The organism is Paeniglutamicibacter sp. NPDC091659 (assembly GCF_044756805.1).
Classification (GTDB): Bacteria; Actinomycetota; Actinomycetes; order Actinomycetales; family Micrococcaceae; genus Paeniglutamicibacter.
Window position 1 is genome coordinate 27,763 of the sequence record NZ_JBIVTO010000002.1, and the last position, 25,016, is coordinate 52,778.

Sequence of the window (25,016 nt, forward strand, 5' to 3'; positions counted from 1 at the left end):
TCCTAGGGCAGTATCTTGAGCGAGGTGTCCCAGTTGAAGTTCTCGTGTTCGGGGTTGACCTGAAGACCCATGACCAAGAGCATCATGGCTTCAAGTTGGCGTGCCCGCCTGAGCGGCCCGACGTCGATCGGGCGGAGGCCTGAGTTGGCCACGACCGCGCTCACCTTGGCCTTGGCGTTCTCGGAGTCGCCGGCAATGAAGACGTCCAAGGGGAGTCCTGCCACGGACCCTGCTTCCAGCGGCTTGGCCAGACAGGTGTTGAAGGCCTTGACAACGCTGGTGGTCGGGCCCGCAAGCAACGCGATCGATTCCGCGGCCGACGTGCCCTCGGGGACCAAAAGTCGGTCGAAAGAGGCCAAGTCCACGGGATTGCTGATGTCCACGACGACCTTGCCTGCGAGTGCATCGCCGTAGGCCGACACAGCTTTCTTGCCCTCTTCAAAGGGGACTGCCAGGAACACGAGATCGCCCTCGAGGGAGGAGCCCTCGCTGCCGCCGTGGGCTCCGGCGCCGAGGAACTCAACGAGATCCCGGGTCTTGCCTTCGTTGCGGCCCAGGATCAATACGGAATGCCGGCCCTTGATCATGCGGACGGCGATGGAACGGGCCATATGCCCGTTGCCAATGATGGTGATCTGTTCCATGATGTTTATGCCTTTCAGGGCTGGGTTGGTTGGTGCGTGATAATGACTTTAAGTGCCTTCGTCTCCGTTGCTCGGGCAAAGGTGTCGTACGCGTCAAGCATCTGGTCGAACGTGAAGGTGTGCGTTGCGAACTTGGCTGCGGGGATCTTGTGCTGTGCCACGAGCTTGAGCAACATGGGAGTGGTGTTGGTATTGACCAAACCCATGCTGATACTGATGTTTCGGATCCATAGGTCCTGGAGCGCCAAGTCGACGCTCTTGCCGTGGACGCCGATATTTGCGATGCGGCCGCCGGGACGGGCGAGGTCGATGGCCATGGTGAAGGTTTCGGGCAGGCCGACGGCCTCGATGGCCACCTCGACGCCTGCCCCGTCGGTGAGGTCCAGGACCTTTTGGCGCCAGTCGACCGCCGAAGAGTCGACAATGTTCGTTGCGCCGAATTCCCTGGCTTGCCGGAGCCTGTTTTTATCGCGGTCGATGGCCACAATTGTTCCCGCGCCGCAGAGCCCAGCGGTGGCGATCGCCGCCAGTCCCACCGGACCGGCGCCGATGACTGCCACGACATCGCCGGGCTTGACCCCGCCTGACAGAACACCGATCTCGAAGCCCGTCGGCAGAATGTCGGAGAGCATGACAGCCTCGGTGTCGCTGACTCCGTCGGGTAGTTTATACAGCGAGTTGTCCGCGTACGGCACCCGAACGAATTCGGCCTGGGTGCCGTCAATCAGGTGGCCAAGCACCCAGCCGATGCCCGATTGGCCTTCGTCGCCAAGGCAGTGTGAATACAGGCCCGAGCGGCAGTTGGGACAATGGCCGCATGATTTGATGCATGAGATCAAGACGCGATCGCCCGCCGCCAAGTCACGGACGCTTGTACCCACTTCCGCGACGGTTCCGACGCCTTCGTGGCCCAAGATCCGTCCCGGCTGCACGGCTGGGACGTCGCCCTTGAGAATGTGCAGGTCGGTGCCGCAGATGGTGGTGGTTTCCACCCGCACTATCGCATCACCGGGATTGATAAGTTGTGGATTGGGAACATCTGACCATGACTTCTCACCAGGTCCTTTGTAGATCAGGGCTTTCATGCTGGTCCTTCCAATGGTTCTATAGCCGAGACGCTCAGGGGGCGGGCCAGAAATACAATGTCTGTGACGGCTGTATTCGTCATGCGGGAAAGCGACCCGGGGGCTAGCCAGTGTCCGTGCAACATGCCAAGGTCTTATGCTCGTTGGGGACGAAGATGGCAAGGATGCCCGATCGGAGCGATGGCCTAGGCAGCACAATGCGTGAGGGTTCTGGGTTGGGCACATTTTCGAGCTACGTAACTCTGTCAAAGAACGATCTTGGTTGCCTCCGGTCGGACACGTGTGCAGGATTTCCTGCTGGTCAACGCATTGCATGAAGAGCAAGGGTTTCCTGCCTGTTGCCTGATGTGGCTGTAATCCTTGAGTGATCGAGATTTCTTCCGCGGCGCTGATATCGCTGGTGTTCACGAGGCTACGTTTTACCACTTGATCTGGTTAGAGCCTTAAGTCCTGTTTCGCGAATCATTCCAACGACCTGGCGAAGTCGAATCCCGCGAGGCCGGGCATGCTTCCGATGGAGGGCGTTGTGTGCGAGCCGCGCAAAGATGATAGGGCTCTCAACGCCTTCGCCTTGGCCAGGCGTCGCCATTGCTGACCCGTCGGGGGTGCGCATGCGCGTCGGCCAATCAGTATTGCGCCGTCTGCCTGTGTTGGTCGGCCGGCGGTCGTCTTTTGGGACCAGCCGGTTTCAAGTGGAAAGTGTCACGGGCCGTTTGAAACGTTTCTTCTTGGTCGGCTGCCAGGTCCCACGATGACGACGCTCTGGTGTGGTTTATCTTTCCGGATGGTTTCGTTGGCTTGCAACTTGATCGCTTCCGCATGTAAGTGTCGGAGACGGAACTGCATTCCTAGGGCCGAAGGCGACGTGTATTTGGCCGGGAGGTCCACGCCAGATAACCACCCATGGCGCCCATAGCGCCGATTCCGCCCGCAAGCAGCTTGCCTTGCCACGAACGTAAACGTTCACTGTCGGCCGCTGTCAGATCTCCGATTCCACGGATGAACGCGGCAAGAACGATGCCGGCCACAAGACGATTGCCGATGCGTTCTGCCCGGGCAACGAGCGGCAGGAGGTCATCGGAACGGAGACGGACTTCGGGTCCGTCGTCGAGGTTGCGAAGCGCACGCTCCAACAACTCGGGCAGATCGGATCCAAGGTCTGCAGCATCCAATCCCATCTGCTTGAGCATTCCAGGGAGCCTGCGCGGGTCGAGCCGTTCAACGGCCAGCCTGCTGGCGTACGGCTTGAGCACCTCACCAAGGTTGAATTCAGGATTGAGGCGAACGCCCATGCCTTCGGTCATTAGCACCATCTTTGCCAGCATCGCCATTTCACTTGGCAGTTGAAGGTGGTGGGTGCGCAGAATGGCCAGTAGTTCGCTAACAAGGGACGTTAGCTGTATTTCACCAAGGAGCCGACCTTGGTATTGCTCAATGAAATGTGCAATGTCCCGCACGAGTAGTTCACGGTGTGCGCTGGTCCTGTTGACCGACAGTTTCAAAAGAGCTCGGGCGATCCGGTCCGGGTCGTTCCTGCTGAAAGCGAATAGGAGCTTTGCCAGATGGTCCCGAAAACGGTCGTTCACCTCACCGACCATTCCAAAATCGATCAAGCCGATGCACCCCGTGGATTCAACAAACAGATTTCCGGGGTGGGGGTCTGCATGGAAGAACCCATCATCGAAGATCATCTTGGCAATCGCTCGGGTGGCACGGTGAGCGAGCTCGTCCTTGGCAGCCAGAGGCATGGCGCGGACCTCTGCGCCATCGATCTTCATCCCGTAGATTCGTTCGATGGTCAAAACACGGGAAGTCGTCGTTTCCCAGTAGATCTTCGGAATGTGGATGCTTGCGTCGTCGGCAAAATTGCTTGCAAATTTTTCCGCATTTCGGCCTTCGTTGAGGTAGTTCAATTCGGCCCGTAGCGTTGTTGCAAAGACTGCCGCTATTGCTTCGATGTTGTAATCCGCAGCAGCCGGCCAACTGCGGCTCGCTTGGTGGGCCAAGTTCTGCAGGATCTCCAGATCCTCTTGGACCTGTGCGACAACACCGGGCCTGCGAACTTTGACGACGACAGCAGTGCCGTCGTGCAACGTCGCCGCGTGGGCTTGGCCTATGGACGCGCTGGCCAAGGGGGTATCACTGAAATCGGCAAAAACTTCATCGGGGGATGCGCCCAATTCCTGCTCGATCAGGGAACGAACAACATCCGTTGGGACGGGTGGCGCACCGTCCTGAAGCCTGGACAGTGCGGTGAGGTATGCCTGGGGAAGAACGTCAGGCCGCGTCGAAAGTGCCTGTCCAAGCTTGATGAAGGTGGGGCCCAGCTCTTCCAAGGCCAGAACCAGCCGATCGGGATTCCCGAGCGGTCCGGACACGCGAAGCCTGGGACCCGATTGCAGGCGCTCAAGACCCAGGACGGTCATCAACGAACCGAAACCATGCCGTACGAGGATCTCAGCGACCTCGGCGTAACGTTCAAAGTGCGTGGTCAAGCATCTCTCCAAGGAACAAATGCCGTGTACCGCTCAGTGGAGGAACCATAGATGGGGACACGCGTCCAGACCAGTAACATGATCGACAGCGTAGCCCCGGAACAGCTCTGAGCATAGGGCGCAAATACGCCGTTATCTGCCTGACCTGGACATCGATGATTACGTCGGGTGAACCTTCAGGCCGTTCGGCTCTATGCATCGCGTGGTGCCTGCACCAGCATGGAGAGTCGATGGATGATGAGGAAAAGGGAAGTCGAATGAATGACGGAGTAGCGCCAGGAACCACGGTTGATCACGGTCGAGGTCGCGGACGGTCGCTGGGAATCGTCCTCCAAACAGGCAGTTCGCTTGCGTGCTGTCCAGGGAGTATCGCGGCCCGTGGCAACGGCGGCGAGAGTTCGGTCCGTTGCTATTGCCCGGGCCCACTATGAGCGCGCAGGAATTGGATGTTGATGGTGCAACGGTCCGGCTCACCAGCCCCGGGAAAATTCTCTATCCGAAATCCGGTACCACCAAGCTGGACGTGGCCATGTACTACCTGCAAATTGCACCCGTGATGGTTCCGTGGGCAATGGACAGGCCCGCAACCCGCAAGCGATGGGTGGACGGAGTGGGGACGGAAGCCTGCCCCGGCGAGAGCTTCTTCCAGAAAAATCTTGATGCCGCTACCCCGGAGTGGATACTGCGTCAAAGAGTGCATCACAAGGATCACGACAATATCTATCCCCTTGTCAACGACGCGCGGACCTTGGTCTGGATGGCGCAGACAGCGACCCTCGAGATCCACGTTCCACAATGGAAGTTTGACCCCAGCGGTGCTCCCCAACACCCCGACCGGCTGGTGCTGGACCTGGATCCGGGGGAGGGAACAGGATTGTCGGAATGCGCCGCAGTGGCGCTCCTTGTCCGGGACTTGCTGTCCCAAATGGGTTTCGATTCGCTTCCCGTTACCAGTGGAAGCAAGGGAATACACGTGTACTCCCGGCTTGATGGACAAAAGACCTCGGAGGAGGTCGCAGACCGGGCCCATGAACTCGCGTTGTCGATCGAACACGATCACCCGGAGATGGTGGTCAGCCGGATGGGCAAGGAACTGCGTCGCGGGAAGGTGTTTATCGATTGGAGCCAGAACTGGCCAGGAAAAACGACGGTTGTCCCGTACTCCTTGCGAGGCAGGATGCTCCCGATGGTTGCCACGCCGCGAAGCTGGGACGAGATCGACCAGACCGGGCTGGTCCAGCTGGACTACCGTGAGGTGCTGGCGCGGGTCGAAGCAGGAATCAATCCAGGGCTCTAAAGCCGAACACCGGAAAGCCTGCGTTCTTCGTTCCCGAACGGCGCCTGTCAAATATGCGACTTCACCGCTGTCCCGGCGATGAATGGCCGCGGGTTCGACGTGGCGTGGCCGGCGAGGTCTCATCCTCGCCGGCCACAACCGTCAGGTGTTCACGGCTAGTGGCCGCGCTTGATCCACTCGTCAAGGTTCGGCGCCTCGGCGCCGATGCTGGTGGCATCCCCGTGGCCGGTGTTCACGACCGTTTCCGCCGGCAGGACCAGCAGGCGCTCGCGGATCGAGTCGATGATCGTCTCGAAGCTCGAGTAGCTGCGCCCGGTGGCTCCCGGTCCGCCGTTGAACAGCGTGTCGCCGGAGAACAATGTTCCCAGCGACTCGACGTAGAAGCAGGTCGAACCCGGCGAGTGGCCCGGGGTGTGCAGGGCGACCAAGGTGGTGCCGGCAACCTCGAAGGTGTCCCCGTCGGAGATGTCGCCATCCGCGGAGGTGCCCGGGAAGATCGCTTCCCAAAGCATCGCGTCGGCCGGATTCAGGTGGACCGGCGCGTCGACCAGGTCGGCGAACTCGCGGGCGTAGCGGATGTGGTCGTCGTGCCCGTGGGTGAGCAGCACCGCCTTGACGGTGCGGTCCCCGACGGCCGCGCGGATCTTGGCCGGCTCATGCGCCGGGTCGATCACGAAGACCTCCGAGTCGTCCCCGACGATCCACACGTTGTTGTCGACGTCCCAGGTTCCGCCGTCCAGCGAGAACGTGCCTGAGGTGACGATGTTCTGGATCTGTGCCGGCATTAGAGTTCCACCACCGAGCGCAGGACCTTGCCCTCGCCCATCTTGGTGAACGCGGCCTCGACGTCGCCCAGGGAGATGCGCTCGGAGACGAACGCGTCAAGGTCCAGGCGGCCGAGCTTGTACTGCTCGACGAGCATCGGGAAGTCGCGGCTCGGCAGGCAGTCGCCGTACCAGGAGGACTTCAGCGATCCGCCGTGGCCGAAGACGTCCAGCAGCGGCAGCTCCAGCTTCATCTCCGGGGTCGGCACGCCCACCAGCACCACGCGGCCGGCGAGGTCGCGGGCGTAGAACGCCTGCTTGTAGGTCTCGGGGCGGCCCACGGCCTCGATGACGACGTCTGCGCCGAAGCCGCCGGTGACGGCCTTGATGCCCTCGACGGCGTCGGAGGTCTTGGAGTTCACGGTGTGGGTGGCGCCCATCTTGGTGGCCATGGCGAGCTTGTCGTCGTCGATGTCCACGGCGACGATGGTGGTGGCGCCGGCCAGCTGGGCGCCGGCGATCGCCGCGATGCCCACGCCGCCGCAGCCGATGACGGCCACGGATTCGCCGCGCTTGACCTCGCCGGTGTTCATGGCGGCGCCGATGCCGGCCATGACGCCGCAGCCCAGCAGGCCCACGGCGGCGGGGTCGACGTCCTCGTCGACCTTGGTGCACTGCCCGGCGGCGACCAGGGTCTTTTCAGCGAACGCGCCGATGCCCAGGGCGGGGGAGAGCTCGGTGCCGTCCTCGAGGGTCATCTTCTGGGTGGCGTTTGCGGTGTTGAAGCAGTACTGGGCCTGGCCCTTGGCACAGGCGCGGCACTGGCCGCAGACCGCGCGCCAGTTCAGGATGACCCGGTCGCCGATGGCGACGTTGTCCACGCCCTCGCCGATCTTGGAAACCACGCCGGTGGCCTCGTGGCCCAGCAGGTACGGGTAGTCGTTGCCGATGCCGCCGAGCTTGTAGTGCAGGTCGGTGTGGCAGACGCCGCAGGTGAGGATGTCGACCACTGCCTCGCCCGGACCCGGGTCCGGAATGACGATGGTGACGGTTTCGACCGGTGCATCCTTGGCACGGACGATGACGGCCTGGACCTTCTGGGACATGACACTCCATTCATGGGTGGGCGCACCGATGCGCCACCCCTAAGACTTAACGAGGAAGGGTGCCATTCGCCGTGACCGGCTTATGGCACCCTTCCATCCAAGCACAGGATGACTAGGCGCGCTCGAGAACTTCCTCGATGCGTGGGTTTGTTGCGGCGGTGCCATCGGCGAAGATCAGCGTCGGCACGGTCTGGTTGCCACCGTTGAAGAGTTCAACGAGCTCGGCGGTGCCCTCTACTTCTTCGATGTTGACCTCGGTGTAGCCGATGCCCTTGGCGTCCATGAGGCGCTTGAGGTTACGGCAGTATCCGCACCACGAGGTGGTGAACATCGTGACGGATCCGGCTTCGGGAACGTATGGGGCAAGTTTTTCTGTTTCGGTCATACTTCATATAACCACGGACATGAGAGTCTTATTTCATGTGTGGACGCTACGTTATGGCCAAGGCCATCGGTGACCTGGTGGCGGAGGCAGAAGCCGAGGCCGATGCGAACCTTGAGTTGCGCCAGTCATGGAACATCGCCCCGACCACCGACGTGCCCGTCGTCCTGGAACGACTGATTGACGAGCAGGTTCATCGCCAGGTGCATGTTGCCAAGTGGGGTCTGGTACCCGGCTGGGCCAAGGACCCGGCCGTGGGCGTGCGGGCGTTCAACGCCCGCAGCGAGACCGTCATCGAGAAGCCCACGTTCCGTGCTGCGATCAAGGCGCGCCGTTGCGCCGTTCCTGCCGAGGGCTACTACGAATGGTTGGCCGCCGAGACCCCGAAGGGCAAGAAGCGCCCGTTCTATGTGCACCCGGAAGACGACTCACTGATCTTCTTTGCAGGACTGTACGAATGGTGGAAGGATCCGTCCAAGGAAGACGGCGATCCCGACCAATGGCTGCTCTCCACCTCGATCCTCACCTGTCCCTCGCTCGCACCCGACTCCAGTGTCCCGGTCTTGCAAGACCTGCATGGCCTGCACGACCGGTTGCCGATTCCAATGTCGAAGGACTCCATGGCTGAGTGGCTGGACCCGACCAACAAGGATGCGGAAGCGCTTGTGGCGATGGTGCGCGCCGGGGCCTACGATGTTGCAGCCGGCTGGAAGTTGCGTGAGGTCGGTGCCGAGGTGGGCAACGTCCGCAACAACGGCCCGGAACTCACCGAGCCGCATTCGGGGCTGTTCTAGATAGGCAGCCGGCAACGGCGCGCTCCTGCAGTGGTGCCTGCCCACCCCGGCACCGGAGCTTGGGGCGGTCTCTCTCGTTGGCTCCAGGGGGTGCTGAAAGCCCGGCCTGCCCCACCTTGTTGATCGCTTTGTAGGTGCCGAATGTGGATGCTAATTGGAGTCTGGCAAGTGATTTCTTTGTTTATGGCACTGCGATAGGGTAACCCTCAGGATGAGGGGGAAACGATCCCGCGTCCTTGCGCGCTGGCCCGGCTGCCGCCGGTGCCGTGGCGGGTGATGTTGTTCCGTATCGATGAAAGGAAATTAACATGGCTGTTTCCGTTGAATTGGGCAAGGCCCTCGATAAGGCCCTCGAAAATGCGACCCTGGAAGAAGTCCTCGCCGCACCGCCTTCGGCCCTTGCCGGGCTCACCGAGAAGCACGACGAAATCCTCGCCGGCATGGGCATCAAGACCATCCGCGATCTGGGCAGCAACAAATACTTCGCAGTCGCTGGCGTGCTTGTCGCCCTGTCAGGCAAGACCGGATAGCCGGCTCGCGCCAGACCGCCGACATGGCTCGAGGTCGGGTCCCGCCCTTACCCGGCCGGGCCCGACCTCTGCATGTCCGCACTACTTCGGTCCGAGGAACAAATCGGTGGTCAAGGGCCCCTGCACTGCTAATCTCGATGTCATGAAGCCGTACGAGCTAGAAACGCTCACAGCCCTGCGTCGGGCCAAGGACATGATCGACCGCGAGTACGCCAAACCCCTCGACGTGCCCACCATGGCAGCCAAGGCGCTGATGTCCACGGCGCACTTCTCCCGGCAGTTCAAGGCCGCATACGGGTTGAGTCCCTATGCCTACCTGATGACCAGGCGCATCGAGCGCTCCATGGCCCTGTTGCGCTCCGGGATGAGCGTCACCGATGCCTGCATGGCGGTCGGGTGTACCTCGCTTGGGTCCTTCAGCAGCAGTTTCACCCAGATCACCGGAGAGAGCCCCAGCGGGTACCGGAACCGGGAACACTCCGCGGTCGAAGCCATGCCGGCCTGCATCGCCAAATCCGTGACCAGGCCCAAGAACACCAATACGTCCAGGTACTAGCCCGCAGCCGGCGGGGACCGGCGAGCGCCGCGAACCATTCATGCCGGCCGCGCTCGCCGGTTTCGAGCAGGATCCAAGAAGCGTGCCGGCCACCCCGGCCGTAGCGTGGTGTGCATGGATATTTCATTGAACTACTCGCACATCACCGTCAACGACGTCGACGAAGCCATCCCGTTCTACCGCGACGGCCTGGGCCTGAAGGTGGAGAACGACGTGACCTCGGGCGAACACCGCTGGGTCACGCTTGGCTCGGATGCGCAACCGGGGTTGGGCATCGTGCTTTCGGACCCGCATGCGGGCCGCTCGGAGGCCGACGGGAACGCCATCCAGGAACTACTCACCAAGGGCGTGCTTCCGATGACGGTCTTCAGCACCAGCGACCTCGACGGACTCTTTGAGCGGGTCCGCGCCACCGGGGCCGAGATCCTCCAGGAACCCATCGACCAGCCGTGGGGTCCGCGCGACTGCGCGTTCCGCGACCCGTCGGGCAACATGATCCGGGTGAACCAGCGCGCAAACTAGGACCGCGCAGCATTCTGCCAACCACCGTCGAGGGCACTTCGCGAAGAACGCGGAGTGCCCTCGAACGTGTTTGTTCCCGATTGCTCCTACCTGATGGGTGGGTAGGGTTCGGTTGGGTCCGGTTGGCCCGGAGGGAATGGCGTGGTGGGGTCCGGCGGCATGGGCCCGGGATCCGGTGGCATCGGTATGGGTTCCGGCTCGGTCGGAGGTTCGTGCGTGGGATCGGGATGGATCGGCGGCACCCTGCTGGGTTCCGCCGGCGGGTAAGGGCGTTCCGGAGGCTGCGGAATGCTCATGGTGGTTGCTCCTTCCGGCATGGGAGTTCGCACCCAGTCTAGGTCGCGTTGGGTGGCGTTGAAAGGCTCCTGCCGATGGCACCGGAAGTAAAATGGGAGGGTTCCACTCCCTATCGAGGACGGCATCCCATGTCCCTCTCAAGCAGCCCGTTAACCACCATCATTCCAGTGACCGACGGCGAGAGGTCGCGGCATTTTTACGAAGACACTCTGGGGCTTCCATTCCAGGGACAGGCCACGGACGGCAACATGGTCTTCACCCTGGCAGGGTCGGGGGCGCTTGCCCTCCTGAGCGACCCGGACGCAAAACCCTCTCCGCACACCACCGCAAGCTTCGAAGTCCGCGACATCGCCGGTGTCATCACCGAACTCGGCGCCAAGGGCGTTGTCTTCGAGGAATACGACCTGCCGGACCTGAAGACCGTCGACCATGTTTGCGTCCTGGGGTCCGAAAAGGCGGCCTGGTTCAAGGACCCCGACGGCAACATCCTCTGCCTCCACGAGAACCTCACCTAGGGCAACCGACCCCGGGATCCCTTCCGCCGGCGCAGCTGGCCCTGGCGGTGCTCGCGGTCGGTGCCGGGTCCCTGGTTCTTTTCCCATGTCAACGACGCTGGTTTCTGGCTGGTCAAGGAGTGCCTCGGCATGAGTGTCTGGGAAACGATCAAAACGTGGGGTCGGTGATGGAAACCCTGATTTCCGTCGTGGGCCTGGCGCTGACCATGCTGCTTGCCGCGTTCCTGTAGGCCGCCGAGGGCCTCCGCGTGCCGGGAGGCAAATGACGGTGTTGCGCCGAGCATGGTCAGCAGCCCCTGGGATGATGTATTCCTTGGACGTGTATCCCCTCGAATGTGTGCAGCCAAAGGAAAGGCACGGTCATCAAAAAGGACATGAAGGACGCAGCGGAAGCGGTCGAGGACGCCTCGAACTCCCGGGCTTTTGTGGTGGCCGCCAGAACCGGCTTCACCGTGAGCGGGATCCTGCACGTCTTGATCGGGGCCATCGCCATCCAGCTGGCCTTCGGGAAAGCCCCGAAAGCGGATCAGAGCGGAGCCATGGGTGAGCTCGCCACGCAGCCGGCTGGGTACATATTGCTTTGGCTTGGGACAGCTGCGTGCGTGGCGTTGGCCCTGTGGCAGCTCAGTGAGGTGGTCTTCGGATACCGGAGGATGAAGACGAAGGCGAAGCTGGGGAAGAAGCTTTCCGCCGGAGGCCAGGGGATCGTTTTCCTGGCGCTGGCCTTGACGTTTGCCTCCTTCGCGGCGGGCCAAGGCAAGAACAGCGGGAAGACGACGAGTGATGCGTCGGTCCAGATCATGAAGGCTCCGCTCGGCCCGCAGCTGCTGGTGGCGGTGGGTGCCGTCATCGCGATCGTCGGCATTGTCTTTGTGGCCAGGGGAATGCTGCTTTCCTTCACCAAGCAGCTGAACATGCCGACGTCAAGGACCCTTCGTTTGGCAGTCACCGTTCTTGGCGTGGTGGGCTATGTGGCGAAAGGCATCGCGCTGTTCCTGGTCGGATTGCTGTTCGTCGTCACCACCTTGCAGGCCCGCCCGGAAGAATCCACCGGGTTGGACGGCGCCCTCAGGGCGGTGCGGGAGCAACCCTACGGGGTGTACCTGCTCACCCCGATCGGCGTTGGCCTGGTTTGCTACGGACTCTATCAAATTGCGAAGTCGAGGTTTGCCCGCATGTGACGGCGCCAGAGCAGTCCGGGTCCCGTGCGCGGGAACCCGGACTCCGGCTGTCCTAAACCTTCAACCGTGGTCTTCCGGCCGCACGGGTGCTCAGATGATTTCCTGGTGCGGACCCTGGTGCACGGCCCTGTAGATGCGGTTTCGCAGCTCGTTGGCGTGGCTCGAGGTCAACGTGCGCTCCAGCGGCCGGATCGTGATGCGCATCAGCGCATTGTCCTGCCCCTCGCGGATGCCGAGCCGTTGGCGCGCCGGCTCCGGAAGCTGGTCGCTGCTTGTGCGTGAGAGAAGCTCGACGGATTCGACAACCCCTGAATCGCTGCCAAGCGCCCGGCGCACCGCGTCGCCCAGCGTTTCTTCGTCCTCCCCGGCGTCGATCACCACGGAGATGTCGCGTTGCGCCGACGGAAGCTGGGACACGGGGCGCCACGGAGACAAATCCAGCATCTGGCCGGCTGCGCGCTCGCCGGTTGCCCGCAGGTATCGGATATCGGGAATGCGCTTGCGCAGCATCAGCGCCCGGTCCAGGCCCATGCCCAAGGCCAGCCCCGACCATTGCGCCGGATTCAACCCCGCACGGCGGAGCACCTCCGGGTGGATTTGCCCGCATTCGGCCAGTTCCAGCCATTCGCCCTCGTGCAGGACGTCGATCTGCCGGCCGTTGACGGTGTAGGGGTGAACCGCCGGAGTGGTTTTCCACTCGGCCCCCGGAAGCACCGCGTCGACAAGCGTGCCGATCATCCCGTGCAGCTCTTCGGCCGTGGTGTGTGGCGTCGAGCGAATGCGCCACAGGTCCACCTGGTGCGGTTCGCCCACGTGCGTGCGGTCCACGACATCGCGGCGATACACCAACCCTGGAACCGCAAGCAGCTCATCGACGCCAGTGCGCCCCTTGCAGTACCGCAGGGCCTGCGGCAACTCGGCGGAGGTGTGGCTGCGCAGCATCGTGGTCGGGCTGAGGTACCTGGTGTACCTGCGGGCCCGGGTGACGTCGTTTCCTTGGTACTGCAGGCTGTCGTAGTTGTCCCGGACGGACACGATCGGCGGGTTCCTGAGGGTGCGGGTGGTGCAGTTCCATGATTGTTGCAGGGAATCCACAACGCCCTGCAACAGGTCTTGCATGGCGTGGGCGCCCTGTGCGGGATCGCTGAGGTCGCGGACCATGAGGGAGGCATGGAGTTCGTCGGGGGTGAGGTAAATCGAGGCGTTCATGGTGTCTCCTGGAAAGCTGCGGGGAAATGGGAATCACCCCCGGTTGGCAGCAGTGGAGACAGCGAATGCTACGAGCGCACGTGCACGTACCCACGGCTGGTACCCAGCCGGGGGCTCGTAAATCGGGAATCTGTGTGCATGGACCCACCGTAACAGACGCCCGGGCAGGCATAGCGGACGGAACTTCGCCGCTGGTGTCGGGTTTGCCAAATTGGCACGGTTTGCGCGGTTGCCGGGTCTGCCCAAAGGCGCGGAAAAGGTCTAGCGTTGGCCACATGAGCGAAGAAGCCAAGGATCCGTCCGAGCACCCGGAACACGGGCATCCGCACCCTCACCACCTGTCGCACAACACCGACGAGCGTGCCGTGAGCGACGTGCAAAGTTCAAAGTGGGGCAGTGAGGGCGGAGCGGTGCCGCCGGATTACGATCCCGACCTCGATGATGATGAGGACGAAGACGACTGAATCCCCAGGCTCTGGCCGGTAAGGGGTTTGTGCGCTGGATCCTGCGCAAAATCCTTCCGGATGGTTGAACCCGGGCGTTGCCCCGGGTCCCCCGGGTTGCTCTGTGCGGAAATCATCCGGAGTCCCATTGCCCGAACACCAACGAATCAAAAGGAACAGACCATGAGTGCCACCATAGTCCTTGTCCACGGCGGTTTCGTCGACGGAGCCGGCTGGAAGCCGGTGTATGAGGAGCTTCGGCGCGACGGCTTCGACGTGCGCGTTGTACAGAACGCGACGAAGTCGCTGGCTGACGACTCGGCGACGACGCGTCAACTGATCGACGGCTTGGAGGGCCCCGTCGTCCTCGTCGGCCACTCCTACGGTGGCGCGGTGATCACCGAGGCAGGGACCCATGAAAAGGTCGCTGCCCTCGTGTATGTCACCGCGTTCGCGCCGGACCAGGGGGAATCGGTCAACACCCTCATCGCCGGTTTCCCGCAGGACGGGCCCCAGCCGCCGATCCTGCCGCCCGTCGATGGGTACCTTTTCCTGGACCGCGAGAAGTTCCATGAGGCATTTGCCGGGGACGTGCCCGCCGACGAGGCCAGGTTCATGGCCGACTCTCAGGTGCCGTGGGGCCTCGAAGCCCTGGGCGGGAACGTGAGCGAAGCGGCATGGCACGCAAAGCCGAGCTGGTACCTCCACGTGACCGAGGACCGGATGATCCCGCCCGCCGCGCAGGCCTCCATGGCAGAGCGCATCGGAGCCACCGTCGTGGAAACATCCGGCAGCCATGCGATCTACGTATCGCGCCCCAACGTCGTGGCAGACCTGATTCGGTCGGCCGCGGCCGCGGTCTCCTAGGTGGAATGAGGGGAAGAGGCCCGGTCTGTCGAACGGGCCTCTTCCCTTGCGTGCCTGAAACTGCCCGCCTAGAGATGGCGCAGGTAGCGTCCGGGCATGTTCATGAAGGACCGCCAGTTGGTGACCAGGTCCAGGTCGTCCCATTCGCTGTGCCGCAGTCCCCACGGCCCGACCTCGTAGATGTCGGCTCCCGGCAGCGCCGCCAGCAACGGCGAGTGGGTGGACATGATGACCTGGGAGTCGCCCGTGGCCATCAGGTCCTTGAGGATGCCCACGAGCGCCAGGCAGCCGGAGAAGGACAGCGCCGATTCGGGTTCGTCGAGGACCCAAAGCCCTCCCTCGCGAAAGCGGTCGATGATGAGCTCCAGGAACGATTCCCCGTGGCTCATGTCGTGGAAGCGCGGCTCGGGCCGCATTCCGGGGTTGTTTTCCAGGTAGGTGTAGAAGCCGTGCATGGTTTCCGCGCGCAGGAAATATCCGCGGCGGCTTGCTCCGGGGTTGCGAATGACCTGCAGGTGCTCATCCAGCCCCGACTCGGTGACCCTGGTGCTGTGTTGCGCGCCGGTGGAACCGCCCTCGGGCGACAGGCCGTAGCTCACCGCGATCGCCTCGACCAGAGTTGATTTGCCCGAGCCGTTTTCACCGACCAGCACCGTGGCCGAACCAAGCTCCAGCCCGTGTTCCAGGAGTTGGCGGACCGGAGGCAGGGTGTTCGGCCATTCGTTGCGGGACGCGGGGTTTCGCTCGCGTTCTGTGATGCGGCGAACGGGGAAATTCGAGATGTGCATGATGGCTGAAACCGTCTTTCGGCGGGACGCGGAGGGAGGGACTGCGTTCAGACGCCGGTGATGAAACCGTCTTCGCCGATGCCGAAGGCCGGGTTGTGGACGAAGTCCCAGCGGAAGCCGTCTGGATCCGCCACGCAGGCGCTGGTCCCGCCCCATTCCCTGGTCGTCGGGATGCCGACGGAAGTGGCACCCGCCGCCATGGCCTTTGCGTACAAGTCGTGGACCTCTTCAACGCTGCCGGTGTTGTGGCCAAGGGACATCGGGGGCGCCTGCACCCCGTGACCCACATCCCCGTACTCTCCGGGCATTGAGGCGACGTTCCACAGGGCAAGCAGGAGACCATGGCCGGCCTGGACGAAGAGGATTTCCCCGGGAATGTGTGAAATTTCGCGGAAGCCGAGACCCTGGACATAGAAGTCGCGTGAGCGCTCAACGTTGCGCACGCCCAGGGTCAAGGCGGTGATCGCGGGTGCTGGTACTGGAGTCATGGGCACGAGTCTATGCCCTTGGGATTGCCGAAAAGTAGACTTCAGGACGTAATTTGTCGTAGATGTGTTCTAGCCTCGCCTTGTATAGAACATAGTTTCTAATAAAATGGTTGAGTGCGCCATTGGATCCCGTGCGGCGCTGCTTCCTTGGTGCCGAACGGGCCCGGGGGCGGCGCCGTTTGGTGGGTGTGGGGCGAGTGAGAGGTGGGGGCGTGGGAATTTTTACCCAGTCGATCGAGGTCGACTGCACACTGGCGGGGGTTCCGATCCGCATGCGTTGGCAAGGGCGGGAATATAAGCTGGCCGCCGAGCCGGTGCGTTGGTTCCAGCGACGCAACTGGTGGAAAGAGGAATTGCGGGCCGAACGCGGACGCGGCCCGGGGCTTGTCGACTACGAGGTCTGGCGGCTGCAAGTCAGGCTCGCCGGGGTTGGCCCCCTACGTACCTTTGAGGTCTCCCGCCAGGTCGGGACCGGAAGATGGCGAATCATCAAGATCCACGACGCCTGCGGGGAAAGTGCTTAGCCCCGTTCTCTGGCTGTTCGCCGGGGCAAGTGCAAGGCTGAAGGCTAGGCATTGCATGGCGGATTTGTGGACGCAGGGGTGGTCTTGTGCAGGAAATATTCGATGTAGCCATCATCGGCATGGGCCCCGGCGGGGAGGTTGCCGCCGACAGGCTGATCACCGCGGGCAAGAAGATTGTGGTTTTTGAAACGGAACTCATCGGGGGCGAATGCGCCTACTGGGCCTGCGTTCCCTCCAAGACGGTGTTGCGGGGGCCGGAGCTTCGGGCCGAAGCCGGGCGCGCCGCCGGGACCCTGCCCTTCGCGCTCAACTGGCAGCAGGTGCGGGACTACCGCGACTACATGGTCAGGCACCTGGATGACAGTGTCCAGGCCGAAGGCTACCGGCAGCGCGGCGCACGGGTGGTCCGCGCGCGGGCAGGCATCGCGGGACCGGGCCGCATCCAGGCTGACGGCCGGGAATACTTGGCCGACCACATCATCGTCGCCACCGGAACCGCGCCGGTCTTCCCCTCCTTCCCCGGGTCCGAGCAAATCACCGCATGGGGCAACCGTGAGGTGTACACGCTCGCGGAGCTGCCGCAATCGGTGGCCATTGTCGGCGGAAGCGCCGTCGCGCTGGAAACCGCGACATTCCTGGCCGGATTCGGCGTGGACGTCACGCTGCTCAACAGGAGCCAGCGCCTGCTGGGCCGCGAGGAACCCGAGGTCTCCGCGCTCGCCGAAACCTACTTGCGCGATGCCGGGGTAAACGTGCGCATGAACCGCTCGATTGCAAGCGGGCGGGCCGATGGCGGGAGAAGCGTGCTGGCGTTGGGTGACGGAAGCGAGCTCACCGTTGACGCCGTTGTTTTCGCCACGGGACGGACCCCGCGCACCGAAGGGTTGGGCATCCCTCGCGCCGGAGGTCTCCTGGATGACAAGGGGTACATGCAGGTGGACGAGCATTGCTGGTCCGCTGAAGGCCTTTGGGCGGCGGGGGATGTCACCGGAATCATGCCCTTTACGCATGTCGCCAAATACCAAGGACGCATCGTTGCAGATTGCATCCTGGGGAAGGAGCGACGCGCCGGTTACGGGGGGATCCCTCGGGTGGTGTTCGCAAACCCGGAAATCGCATCGGTCGGACTCACTCAGGTACAGGCAGACCTGATCGACCTTGAGACCGAAGCCGTCAGCGTGAACCTGCCTGAGGCCATTGCCCGGCCGTGGACCTACGAACAAGACCCGCGAGGAGACCTGGGCATCCTGATCGACCGGCGGCGACAGGTCATGATTGGCGCCTGGGTCGTGGCGCCGCAAGCCAGCGAATGGATCCACCAAGCGGCCCTCGCCATTAGGGCACAGATCCCGCTTTCGGTCCTGCGTGACCAGGTTCCGCAATTCCCCAGCTACAACGAGGCCTACCTCGTGGCGCTCGACAAGCTCGAGCACTCCGGATAGGCCTGTTCGGCGGATAGGCCGGCGTGGGTGCGCCATCTCATGTAAACCACATAATCCCTGCTCATCGTCCGAACCGAACCGATGTGAATGTGCGCGGGTGGTAGATGCGTTCCAATGCAACTTGATTAGAACGTGTGTTCTAATATGATGGCTCTACCCCCTGCGCGGCGGACGGCCCACGTTGCTCCCACACCGAAGCGACAAAAACCTTCAAACCCGCACCTGGCAAACGAAAGGGGCGCTGCGAAGGAGAGGCGAACATACCCATGGGCTTCACCCACCTGCACGTGGCATCCGCCTTCAGCGCACACTACGGAGTCTCCTGGCCCGAGGACCTCGTCCAGGCGGCGCTCGCCGACGGCGCCGACGCACTGGCCATCACTGACCGCGACGGACTCTACGGAAGCATCAAACACCTCAATGCCTGCATCAAACACGGGATGGACCCCATCCTGGGGGTGGACCTCGCAACCCTCGTACCCACACGACAGGCAAACGACGGCAAGACCCGCAACCCCCTGCGCATCTCCGGGCGAATCATCATCCTGGCCAAGGGGCACAGCAACGGAGCCGGCTACAAGGCCCTCTGCCGTCTGGTCTCCGCCGCACACCAACCAACAACACCCGACGGGATACGCAAACAACACCTGGGCATCACCCCCGGGGAACTGGCAACCCACGCCCTCGATCCCACGGGGGAACCACTGCTCACCATCCTGCTGGGACCAAACTCCGACGTGGGCCTGGCAACCCAACACCACCACTACGACCAGGCCCGCACCCTCATCCACCGATGGCGCACACTCCTGGGGGAGAGAACACTACGGGTAGAGATCGTCACCCACCTGAACAACCCCGGGGAACGGCTCAGTACCGCACACGCCATCCGCCTGCTCCGCTGCGCAGAAACGGCAAACATCGCCCCCATCCTCACCAACGCCGTCAGATACACCGAACCCGACGGCGCGGCAACGGCAGACGTCCTGGACTCCGCACGCGCCCTCACCTCCCTCGAAACCCTCAACGACATCCAACCCAACGGACAAGGCTGGCTCAAGACCGCCGGGCACATGCGCCACCTCGCCGCGGAAATCGCCCGCGAGGCAACAAGCCCCCGGATAGGGACAACGCTCCTGCGCAACACCTCCGCGCTCGCCGACTGGGCACGCCTCGACCCCGTCAGCGACACGGGATGGGGAATACCCGTAGTGCCCGAAGCCCACATCATCGGCATCACCGGCGAACCCAACCGGGAACTCGCCGCACGCGCGGAATCCGGCATCAACAGGCTCATCCCCGGGGAGGGGAACAACCCCCTGATGCGCCAACGCCTGGGGGAGGAACTAAGCACCATCGCAGACCTCGGCTTCGCCCCCTACTTCCTCACCGTCGCGGAAGTCAGCGACATGATCACCCGCATGGGCATACGCTCCGCCGCACGAGGCTCCGGCGCCTCCTCACTGGTCAACTACCTCACCGGCATCAGCCAGGTAAACCCCCTCACCCACGACCTGCTCTTCGAGCGCTTCCTCTCCCGCGAGAGAGCCACCCTGCCGGACATAGACATAGACGTCGAATCCGCCCAACGCCACAACATCTACCAAAAAATCTTCACCCGCTTCGGCGCCGACCGAGTCAGCCTCATGAGCATGCAAAACGGCTACCGCGCCAGGGGAGCTGTACGCGACGCGGGTATGGCCCTCGGCATGGAGGAAGAAGACATAGACGTCATCGCCAAGCAACTCTGGCGCTTCTCCGCTTCATCCTTCCGCGACGCCCTGAACGAGAAACCCGAACTCGCACCCTTCGCCGACCGGCTCGGCACCGAAAAACAACTCGACCTCCTCGTGGACCTCACCGAACGCCTCGACCGGCTACCCAGACACATCTCCATGCACCCCTGCGGAGTCATCCTCTCCAACAACACGCTCCTGGACAGAACCCCTGTCCAACCCAGCGGACTAAACCTCCCCATGAGCCAATACGACAAACACGACATGGACCCCATGGGACTGCTCAAGCTCGACGTCCTGGGGGTGCGCATGCAATCGGCCATCACCTACGCGCTCGCCGAAATCCAGCGCATCCACCCGGACGCACAGACAGTCGCCAAGGCGGGGGGACACCAAGGCAAACACCCCGGGGAAATCCCCGCCTACATCAAACCCAACGGAACCATCGACCTGGCCCTCGTCCCGCTCGACGACAAACCCACCTTCGAACTCATCCGTTCCACACACACGCTCGGCTGCTTCCAGATCGAATCACCCGGACAACGCGAACTCATCGGCAAACTCGCCCCCCGCGACTTCAACGACCTCATCATCGACATCTCCCTCTTCCGACCCGGACCCATGAAATCCAACATGGTCAAGCCCTACCTGGAAAACCGCCACGGATTCGCACCCGAGAAATATCCCCACCCGAACCTGAGACCCGCGCTCGCCGAGACCCACGGGGTCACCGTCTTCCATGAACAGGTGCTGCGGATCTTCGACACGATGACCGGTTGCGGGCTGGCCAAGGCCGATGTCTACCGCCGCCTCCTGGGAAGCGCATCGGAGCCCCGGGTCGAGGCCTTCTTCCGTTCGACCGCCCAGGGCCTCGGCTACCCGCTGGACGTCATCGACGAGGTCTGGCAGACGCTGGCGGCCTTCGGCTCCTTCGGGTTCTGCAAGGCCCACGGGGCGGCCTTTGCCGTGCCCACCTACCAGTCGGCCTGGCTTAAGGCCCACCACCCGGAGGCGTTCCTCGCCGGGATCTGGGAACACGACCCCGGCATGTACCCCAAGCGACTGCTGGTGGCCGAGGCTCGGCGCATGGGGATCAAGATCCTGCCGCTGGACATCAACCGCTCGGCGGACGGCTACCGGGTGGAAAAGCTGGAGGGGCTGCTGCCGCCGGCGCAGCTGCCGGTGGTTCCCCGGGCCGTCGGCGCCATGCTGCCCGGGCGCTTCGGGATCAGGCTGTCCCTGCGCGGGATCCGCGGGGTCTCGGAGCGCGAGGTCAAGAGGGTCGTCGCCGGCCAGCCCTACGAGTCGATCGCCGATGTGCGCGACCGCTCGGGGCTCACCCGCACCTCGCTGAACCACTTCGCCGCCCTGGGAGCCTTCGACTCGCTGCAGCGCACGGCCGGCCGGGGAAACCGCGCGGACCTGGTCGCCCACCTGCGCGGCGGGGTGCACAAGCCTTTGCCGCAGCGCTACCGCCCGATTCCCGGGCAGCTCGCCCTGCCGATGGGCGACCTGGACCTCGCCGGCATGGCCATCGGTGCGGCGGAAACCCCGCTGGACGAGCTGGTGCGCACCGAGCTGGATCTGCTGAGCCTCGATGTCAGCGCGCACCTGATGGAATCCCACGCCCCGCTGCTGGACTCGCTGGGCGTCTCGCGCGCCGAGGACCTGCTGGCGATGCGCAACGGCACCGAGGTCCTGGTGGCGGGGGTCCGGGTCGCCACGCAGACCCCGCCCATGCGCGGCGGCCGGCGCGTGGTCTTCATCTCGGTCGACGACGGCACCGGTTGCGTGGATGCCACGTTCTTCCACGAGGCGCAGCAGCGTTGCGGCCCGTTGCTTTTCTCCACCCGGCTGCTGCTGATCCACGGGTTGACCCGGCGCACCGGACCGCGGGGAATCAGCGTGCAGGCGCTCGATGCCTGGGACCTGTCGCAGCAGGGAACGTTGCCGGCGCCGGGATACCTGGATGATCCGGGCCGGGCGCGCGACGGGCGCGGCCCCGGTCAGGGCAGGAAAACACCGTTGCGGGGCCGGGGGAAATCGCTGGCGCAAACCATGTCCGACGAGGGGCTGGACCAGCGCGGATACTTGGGGGCCTGATGGCTGGCATTATCCGTTGTCGGACCGAAGCGGCCGTGTGATACTGGGGCTATCGGCGGACCGCCCTGGAACGGAGGCTGGCGTTGTGATCCCGTCAATGATCTTGTTTGGGCTTGTTTTCGGTCGCTGGTGGAAGCAGGCAATTGTCGGTGGAGCGTTGCTCTGCTCGGTGCTCGTCGGTCTTGCCAGCGTGTTTGAAACCGGCGGCGTCTTTTCTTGGTCCCGGGTGTTGGGTGCCGCCGCCTTGGGCGCGGTGAGCGCCGCTTTCGGTGTCGCGATTCGCCAGATGCTCCACCAGCTTGTTGCCCGGATCCGTGTCGCCGGCAAATTCGGGGTCAAGCGGGCCTGAAGTGGTTCCTTTCGCCAGTGCGATGTGATGCACGGAAAAGCGGGATAAGACCTGTTGCTTCCCCTGTGGTGGGACTAGCCTGTGCACCATGGATTGGAAACTAGAACTGGTGTTTGTTCCCGTGTCCGACGTCGACCGGGCCAAGGACTTCTATGTCAACAAGGTGGGATTCAACGCGGACTTCGACGAGCGGCCCAACGACAAGATCCGTTTTGTCCAGCTGACTCCGCCCGGCTCGGCCTGTTCGATCTGCATCGGCGAAGGCCTGAACGATGCCGCACCGGGAACGGCACCCAGCATGCAAATGGTGGTCAGCGACATCCAGACCGCACACGACCAGCTTGCGGCCAACGGGATCGAGGTCAGCGACATCGATGTCCAGGACTGGGGGAGCTTCGTGTACTTTGCCGACCCGGACGGCAACAAGTGGGCGGTGCAGTACATCCCGCAGCGTCCCAACGGCTGACTCCCGAGCGGTTGGACCTGCCCGATTCCCGATGGCCGAATCGGCAATAAGTTGCCGATTTGGCCACGGATGATCTGAATTCGTCACCAAAAACCCTGTTTCGGCAATATCTTGCCGAAACAGGGTTTTTGGTGAAGTATGAGACTAGGGAATCATGCATATCGGCAGTATGTTGCCGTTTTGAGGGGTTGTGATGGACAGTATTTCGGCCATAGCCGCCAGCGTTCGTGCTGCACGCAAAAAGGCAGGACTCACCCAGGTCGACCTGGCCGATCTTGCCGAGGTCTCAGAACGGACGGTACGCGCCATCGAATCGGCCACGGGCAATCCTTCGCTGCGGGCGGTTGCTTCCGTGCTTGGTGTTTTGGGGCTCAATCTAACGGTTGCACGATGAACCTGGAGATGCTCAAACGCGTCCAGAGCGCTGATGTATACAAAAACGGAATTCTGGCCGGGGGGCTGTCCCGGACGGATGCAGGCGCTGTCCGTTTCGCATACGCGGAAAAATATCTGGAGGCGGGTAACCTGCCTGTGGCCTTTTCCCTGCCGCTATCCGAGGAGCCCGTTGAAACATCGAACGGGGCGCTTCCTGCGTTCTTTGCGGGGCTGCTGCCAGAAGGGCATCGATTGACGGTGCTCAAGAACGCCGCAAAAACCAGTTTTGACGATGAAATGACCTTGTTGCTGGCAGTCGGTGCGGATGTCCCGGGCGATGTTCAAGTCGTGCCCGCCGGTGAGGACCCCGTAGAACCCGATGCCTTGGCCGATGCTTCAAACCCTGCGGACCTCGAATTTGCAGTCCTTGCGAATTCCGTCGATCTACACGGATTGCCCGGCGTTCAAGACAAGGCAAGTGCCTCGATGCTCACCACCTCGTTGGCCTCTCGGGGGCAACGGTACCTGTTGAAATTGGATCCTGCGAAGAACCCCCATCTGGTGGCCAACGAGGCCGCGCATTTAGCTGGCGCCAAAGTGCTGAAGATCCCCGTGGTGTCCAGCGAAGTCGTCCATGACAAGAATGGCCAAGCCGGGCTGCTGGTTAAGCGTTTTGATCGCTACCTGGACGGAAGCAAGCAGTGGCGCAGGTTGCCGCTGGAGGACGGCACCCAGGTCATGGCATTGCCACCTGCGGCCAAATACGGAGTTGCGTCCGAGGCATTGGCACTCGCGCTGGCCGAAAGATGTGAGGCGCGTTTGCCGGCTATTCGCAATTTCTACCTGCAATTCCTCTTTGCGTGGCTGACCGGCAACGGGGATCTCCATGCCAAGAATCTCTCAATTCTGGGTGACGCATCCGGAGGATTTTCCCCTGCGCCGGTGTATGACGTTCCCTGCACGTTGTTGTACGGCGATGAAACCATGGCGTTGCCCGTCGCCGACAAAGTGAAGAACATTCGGGCGCGGCACTGGGTGGAGTTCGCGGGTGCCTTGGGGTTGCCGCTCAGGGCTGCGGCATCGGCAAACCAGCTGGCATTGAAGGCTGCAATGTCGATCAACCTGGAGATGCTGCCCTTTGAAGGTTCACCGTTGCGCAGTGCCCAACGAGAGTTGCGTTTCCGCCGCCACGAATTAGGGGCTTAGGAAAACCCGGGCCTTGGCGGCGAATCGTTCGGCTGAAGGGATGGGGCATTTTGTCGTGTTGCACCGCCGTTGGATTTCTGAAGGTGCAGGCAGCTTGAGCGCGAGGACCGGGAAACACTGGCTTCCGAGGTACCTCTGGCTGAACGGGTCGGGCAGCATGCGAAAAGTCATCGCCCGACCTCCATCCGGGGCATTGGGCATCGCCTAAGCGAGCATGCCTACCCGGGCACAGGGCATCGGGCGGAACCGGCTCGAGTGGGGGACAAGAAATGAAGGCAAATCTGGACGTTGCCGACGAAGAAGCGCCAGGGGCTACGGAGCCACCGGGTATCGGCTGGTGATTGCCACGCGGTTGAACATGTTGATCGCGGCGCTGAGCCACGCCACCGCAGAGACCTGTGCATCGGTGAGTACCGACGCAGCCATCGTGTAGGTGTCGCGGGGGACCTGACCCACCGAGACCAGGGTGATGGACTCGCTCAATGCCAAGGCCGCACGCTCGACGGCGGTGAAATACTCGGATTCACGCCACGCAGGCAGCACCGCCAAACGGTCGGTGCTTTCACCCAGCTTCAACGCGTCGCGGGTGTGCATGCGCAGGCAATAACTGCACCCATTGAGCTGCGAGGCCCGGATCTTGATGAGTTCACACAACTTCGGGTCGAGATCGGCCGCCTGGGCGGCCTCGCTGGCAGCCTTGTTCATGGCAAGCAACGCCGCATAGGCGGCAGGATCGGACTTGCTGAGGTTCACGCGGGTATCCATGCCTGCATGTTAGTCCCGGAACCCGGGAACAACTAGAGGTTGATTGCACGCATGGGCGGCGGATCGACAACCAGCATGTCGTTGCAGCAT

Annotated in this window: 26 protein-coding genes and 1 pseudogene; 16 read left to right on the forward strand and 11 right to left on the reverse strand. The window is 63.0% G+C overall.

Going from position 1 to position 25,016, the window contains the following annotated elements:
• Positions 1-2: 2 nt before the first annotated feature.
• The 3 genes from ACIQLF_RS05025 to ACIQLF_RS05035 all read right to left on the reverse strand — a co-directional run bounded on the left by ACIQLF_RS05025 (position 3) and on the right by ACIQLF_RS05035 (position 4,224).
• Positions 3-644 carry an NADPH-dependent F420 reductase gene (locus ACIQLF_RS05025; RefSeq protein ID WP_400295118.1) on the reverse strand — a complete coding sequence of 214 codons (642 nt, stop codon included), beginning with the start codon at positions 642-644 and terminating at the stop codon, positions 3-5.
• Positions 645-658: 14 nt separating this feature from the next.
• Positions 659-1,729, reverse strand: coding sequence for a zinc-dependent alcohol dehydrogenase family protein (locus ACIQLF_RS05030; RefSeq protein WP_400295121.1), 1,071 nt, complete (start codon positions 1,727-1,729; stop codon positions 659-661).
• An 848-nt stretch (positions 1,730-2,577) separates the two neighbouring features.
• The gene (locus tag ACIQLF_RS05035; protein ID WP_400295124.1) at positions 2,578-4,224 is read right to left on the reverse strand and encodes an ABC1 kinase family protein; all 1,647 of its coding nucleotides are present in this window, start codon (positions 4,222-4,224) and stop codon (positions 2,578-2,580) included.
• A 427-nt stretch (positions 4,225-4,651) separates the two neighbouring features.
• Here ACIQLF_RS05035 and ligD point away from each other — a divergent pair, with 427 nt between their 5' ends.
• A complete protein-coding gene (gene ligD, locus ACIQLF_RS05040; RefSeq protein ID WP_400295127.1) occupies positions 4,652-5,521 on the forward strand; it encodes a non-homologous end-joining DNA ligase in 870 nt (289 codons plus the stop codon).
• Between the two features lie 155 nt (positions 5,522-5,676).
• Here ligD and ACIQLF_RS05045 read toward each other — a convergent pair whose 3' ends face one another.
• The 3 genes from ACIQLF_RS05045 to ACIQLF_RS05055 form a co-directional block, all read right to left on the reverse strand.
• Positions 5,677-6,306: an MBL fold metallo-hydrolase gene (locus tag ACIQLF_RS05045; RefSeq protein WP_400295130.1), complete on the reverse strand. Its 630-nt coding sequence runs from the start codon at positions 6,304-6,306 to the stop codon at positions 5,677-5,679.
• Positions 6,306-7,391 carry an S-(hydroxymethyl)mycothiol dehydrogenase gene (locus tag ACIQLF_RS05050; protein ID WP_400295133.1) on the reverse strand — a complete coding sequence of 362 codons (1,086 nt, stop codon included), beginning with the start codon at positions 7,389-7,391 and terminating at the stop codon, positions 6,306-6,308. The genes ACIQLF_RS05045 and ACIQLF_RS05050 overlap by 1 nt, the downstream gene beginning before the upstream one ends.
• Before the next feature lie 112 nt (positions 7,392-7,503).
• A complete protein-coding gene (locus tag ACIQLF_RS05055; protein ID WP_400295135.1) occupies positions 7,504-7,776 on the reverse strand; it encodes a glutaredoxin domain-containing protein in 273 nt (90 codons plus the stop codon).
• A 35-nt stretch (positions 7,777-7,811) separates the two neighbouring features.
• On the opposite strand from ACIQLF_RS05055, the gene ACIQLF_RS05060 reads away from it, so the two are divergent.
• The 7 genes and pseudogenes from ACIQLF_RS05060 (at position 7,812) to ACIQLF_RS05090 (ending at position 12,168) form a co-directional block, all read left to right on the forward strand.
• Positions 7,812-8,567 carry an SOS response-associated peptidase gene (locus ACIQLF_RS05060; protein ID WP_400295138.1) on the forward strand — a complete coding sequence of 252 codons (756 nt, stop codon included), beginning with the start codon at positions 7,812-7,814 and terminating at the stop codon, positions 8,565-8,567.
• A gap of 308 nt (positions 8,568-8,875) precedes the next feature.
• Positions 8,876-9,097 (forward strand): hypothetical protein, encoded by a 222-nt coding sequence (locus ACIQLF_RS05065; RefSeq protein WP_387524732.1) that lies wholly within the window; start codon positions 8,876-8,878, stop codon positions 9,095-9,097.
• Between the two features lie 142 nt (positions 9,098-9,239).
• Positions 9,240-9,653: a helix-turn-helix domain-containing protein gene (locus ACIQLF_RS05070; RefSeq protein WP_400295141.1), complete on the forward strand. Its 414-nt coding sequence runs from the start codon at positions 9,240-9,242 to the stop codon at positions 9,651-9,653.
• 114 nt (positions 9,654-9,767) lie between these two features.
• Positions 9,768-10,175 (forward strand): VOC family protein, encoded by a 408-nt coding sequence (locus ACIQLF_RS05075; protein ID WP_400295144.1) that lies wholly within the window; start codon positions 9,768-9,770, stop codon positions 10,173-10,175.
• Positions 10,176-10,600: 425 nt separating this feature from the next.
• Positions 10,601-10,987 carry a VOC family protein gene (locus ACIQLF_RS05080; protein WP_400295146.1) on the forward strand — a complete coding sequence of 129 codons (387 nt, stop codon included), beginning with the start codon at positions 10,601-10,603 and terminating at the stop codon, positions 10,985-10,987.
• A gap of 5 nt (positions 10,988-10,992) precedes the next feature.
• Positions 10,993-11,217 (forward strand): annotated as a pseudogene (locus ACIQLF_RS05085) (gluconate transporter); the annotation flags it as partial.
• 144 nt (positions 11,218-11,361) lie between these two features.
• Positions 11,362-12,168, forward strand: a complete 807-nt coding sequence (locus ACIQLF_RS05090) for a DUF1206 domain-containing protein (protein WP_400295149.1) — start codon at positions 11,362-11,364, stop codon at positions 12,166-12,168.
• A gap of 90 nt (positions 12,169-12,258) precedes the next feature.
• On the opposite strand, the gene ACIQLF_RS05095 is transcribed toward ACIQLF_RS05090, so the two are convergent.
• Positions 12,259-13,377, reverse strand: a complete 1,119-nt coding sequence (locus tag ACIQLF_RS05095) for a hypothetical protein (protein WP_400295152.1) — start codon at positions 13,375-13,377, stop codon at positions 12,259-12,261.
• Between the two features lie 275 nt (positions 13,378-13,652).
• Here ACIQLF_RS05095 and ACIQLF_RS05100 point away from each other — a divergent pair, with 275 nt between their 5' ends.
• Together ACIQLF_RS05100 and ACIQLF_RS05105 are read left to right on the forward strand one after the other, a co-directional pair.
• Complete coding sequence (locus tag ACIQLF_RS05100; RefSeq protein WP_400295155.1) at positions 13,653-13,841, forward strand: hypothetical protein; 189 nt, start codon at positions 13,653-13,655, stop codon at positions 13,839-13,841.
• A 162-nt stretch (positions 13,842-14,003) separates the two neighbouring features.
• Positions 14,004-14,687: an alpha/beta fold hydrolase gene (locus ACIQLF_RS05105; protein ID WP_400295158.1), complete on the forward strand. Its 684-nt coding sequence runs from the start codon at positions 14,004-14,006 to the stop codon at positions 14,685-14,687.
• Between the two features lie 68 nt (positions 14,688-14,755).
• On the opposite strand, the gene ACIQLF_RS05110 is transcribed toward ACIQLF_RS05105, so the two are convergent.
• A complete protein-coding gene (locus ACIQLF_RS05110) occupies positions 14,756-15,475 on the reverse strand; it encodes an ATP-binding cassette domain-containing protein (RefSeq protein ID WP_400295160.1) in 720 nt (239 codons plus the stop codon).
• A 47-nt stretch (positions 15,476-15,522) separates the two neighbouring features.
• On the reverse strand, positions 15,523-15,963 hold the full coding sequence (locus tag ACIQLF_RS05115) for a VOC family protein (protein ID WP_400295163.1): 441 nt from the start codon (positions 15,961-15,963) through the stop codon (positions 15,523-15,525).
• Positions 15,964-16,175: 212 nt separating this feature from the next.
• Here ACIQLF_RS05115 and ACIQLF_RS05120 point away from each other — a divergent pair, with 212 nt between their 5' ends.
• The 3 genes from ACIQLF_RS05120 (at position 16,176) to ACIQLF_RS05130 (ending at position 21,765) form a co-directional block, all read left to right on the forward strand.
• Positions 16,176-16,487: a hypothetical protein gene (locus tag ACIQLF_RS05120; RefSeq protein ID WP_400295166.1), complete on the forward strand. Its 312-nt coding sequence runs from the start codon at positions 16,176-16,178 to the stop codon at positions 16,485-16,487.
• An 86-nt stretch (positions 16,488-16,573) separates the two neighbouring features.
• Complete coding sequence (locus ACIQLF_RS05125; protein WP_400295169.1) at positions 16,574-17,929, forward strand: dihydrolipoyl dehydrogenase family protein; 1,356 nt, start codon at positions 16,574-16,576, stop codon at positions 17,927-17,929.
• 266 nt (positions 17,930-18,195) lie between these two features.
• Positions 18,196-21,765, forward strand: coding sequence for a DNA polymerase III subunit alpha (locus ACIQLF_RS05130; RefSeq protein ID WP_400295172.1), 3,570 nt, complete (start codon positions 18,196-18,198; stop codon positions 21,763-21,765).
• A gap of 94 nt (positions 21,766-21,859) precedes the next feature.
• Here the strand turns inward: ACIQLF_RS05130 and ACIQLF_RS05135 are convergent, their stop codons facing one another.
• The gene (locus ACIQLF_RS05135) at positions 21,860-22,147 is read right to left on the reverse strand and encodes a hypothetical protein (protein ID WP_400295175.1); all 288 of its coding nucleotides are present in this window, start codon (positions 22,145-22,147) and stop codon (positions 21,860-21,862) included.
• Between the two features lie 55 nt (positions 22,148-22,202).
• On the opposite strand from ACIQLF_RS05135, the gene ACIQLF_RS05140 reads away from it, so the two are divergent.
• From ACIQLF_RS05140 to ACIQLF_RS05150, 3 genes are all read left to right on the forward strand, one after another.
• Positions 22,203-22,580: a glyoxalase superfamily protein gene (locus tag ACIQLF_RS05140; protein ID WP_400295177.1), complete on the forward strand. Its 378-nt coding sequence runs from the start codon at positions 22,203-22,205 to the stop codon at positions 22,578-22,580.
• A 193-nt stretch (positions 22,581-22,773) separates the two neighbouring features.
• Entirely contained in the window at positions 22,774-22,974 is a 201-nt protein-coding gene (locus ACIQLF_RS05145) for a helix-turn-helix domain-containing protein (RefSeq protein WP_400295180.1), read from the forward strand.
• On the forward strand, positions 22,971-24,161 hold the full coding sequence (locus ACIQLF_RS05150) for a type II toxin-antitoxin system HipA family toxin (protein ID WP_400295183.1): 1,191 nt from the start codon (positions 22,971-22,973) through the stop codon (positions 24,159-24,161). The genes ACIQLF_RS05145 and ACIQLF_RS05150 overlap by 4 nt, the downstream gene beginning before the upstream one ends.
• Before the next feature lie 312 nt (positions 24,162-24,473).
• On the opposite strand, the gene ACIQLF_RS05155 is transcribed toward ACIQLF_RS05150, so the two are convergent.
• Positions 24,474-24,926 (reverse strand): carboxymuconolactone decarboxylase family protein, encoded by a 453-nt coding sequence (locus tag ACIQLF_RS05155; RefSeq protein ID WP_400295186.1) that lies wholly within the window; start codon positions 24,924-24,926, stop codon positions 24,474-24,476.
• Between the last annotated feature and the right edge of the window lie 90 nt (positions 24,927-25,016).

Coding starts and splice junctions, on each gene's coding strand:
- ACIQLF_RS05130 (WP_400295172.1), top strand. CDS start 18,196: ATGGGCTTCACCCACCTGCACGTGGCATCCGCCTTCAGCGCACACTAC.
- ACIQLF_RS05115 (WP_400295163.1), bottom strand. CDS start 15,963: ATGACTCCAGTACCAGCACCCGCGATCACCGCCTTGACCCTGGGCGTG.
- ACIQLF_RS05055 (WP_400295135.1), bottom strand. CDS start 7,776: ATGACCGAAACAGAAAAACTTGCCCCATACGTTCCCGAAGCCGGATCC.
- ACIQLF_RS05145 (WP_400295180.1), top strand. CDS start 22,774: ATGGACAGTATTTCGGCCATAGCCGCCAGCGTTCGTGCTGCACGCAAA.
- ACIQLF_RS05095 (WP_400295152.1), bottom strand. CDS start 13,377: ATGAACGCCTCGATTTACCTCACCCCCGACGAACTCCATGCCTCCCTC.
- ACIQLF_RS05110 (WP_400295160.1), bottom strand. CDS start 15,475: ATGCACATCTCGAATTTCCCCGTTCGCCGCATCACAGAACGCGAGCGA.
- ACIQLF_RS05050 (WP_400295133.1), bottom strand. CDS start 7,391: ATGTCCCAGAAGGTCCAGGCCGTCATCGTCCGTGCCAAGGATGCACCG.
- ACIQLF_RS05070 (WP_400295141.1), top strand. CDS start 9,240: ATGAAGCCGTACGAGCTAGAAACGCTCACAGCCCTGCGTCGGGCCAAG.
- ACIQLF_RS05025 (WP_400295118.1), bottom strand. CDS start 644: ATGGAACAGATCACCATCATTGGCAACGGGCATATGGCCCGTTCCATC.
- ACIQLF_RS05080 (WP_400295146.1), top strand. CDS start 10,601: ATGTCCCTCTCAAGCAGCCCGTTAACCACCATCATTCCAGTGACCGAC.
- ACIQLF_RS05030 (WP_400295121.1), bottom strand. CDS start 1,729: ATGAAAGCCCTGATCTACAAAGGACCTGGTGAGAAGTCATGGTCAGAT.
- ACIQLF_RS05100 (WP_400295155.1), top strand. CDS start 13,653: ATGAGCGAAGAAGCCAAGGATCCGTCCGAGCACCCGGAACACGGGCAT.
- ACIQLF_RS05090 (WP_400295149.1), top strand. CDS start 11,362: ATGAAGGACGCAGCGGAAGCGGTCGAGGACGCCTCGAACTCCCGGGCT.
- ACIQLF_RS05140 (WP_400295177.1), top strand. CDS start 22,203: ATGGATTGGAAACTAGAACTGGTGTTTGTTCCCGTGTCCGACGTCGAC.
- ACIQLF_RS05045 (WP_400295130.1), bottom strand. CDS start 6,306: ATGCCGGCACAGATCCAGAACATCGTCACCTCAGGCACGTTCTCGCTG.
- ACIQLF_RS05065 (WP_387524732.1), top strand. CDS start 8,876: ATGGCTGTTTCCGTTGAATTGGGCAAGGCCCTCGATAAGGCCCTCGAA.
- ACIQLF_RS05155 (WP_400295186.1), bottom strand. CDS start 24,926: ATGGATACCCGCGTGAACCTCAGCAAGTCCGATCCTGCCGCCTATGCG.
- ACIQLF_RS05150 (WP_400295183.1), top strand. CDS start 22,971: ATGAACCTGGAGATGCTCAAACGCGTCCAGAGCGCTGATGTATACAAA.
- ligD (WP_400295127.1), top strand. CDS start 4,652: ATGAGCGCGCAGGAATTGGATGTTGATGGTGCAACGGTCCGGCTCACC.
- ACIQLF_RS05075 (WP_400295144.1), top strand. CDS start 9,768: ATGGATATTTCATTGAACTACTCGCACATCACCGTCAACGACGTCGAC.
- ACIQLF_RS05060 (WP_400295138.1), top strand. CDS start 7,812: ATGTGTGGACGCTACGTTATGGCCAAGGCCATCGGTGACCTGGTGGCG.
- ACIQLF_RS05105 (WP_400295158.1), top strand. CDS start 14,004: ATGAGTGCCACCATAGTCCTTGTCCACGGCGGTTTCGTCGACGGAGCC.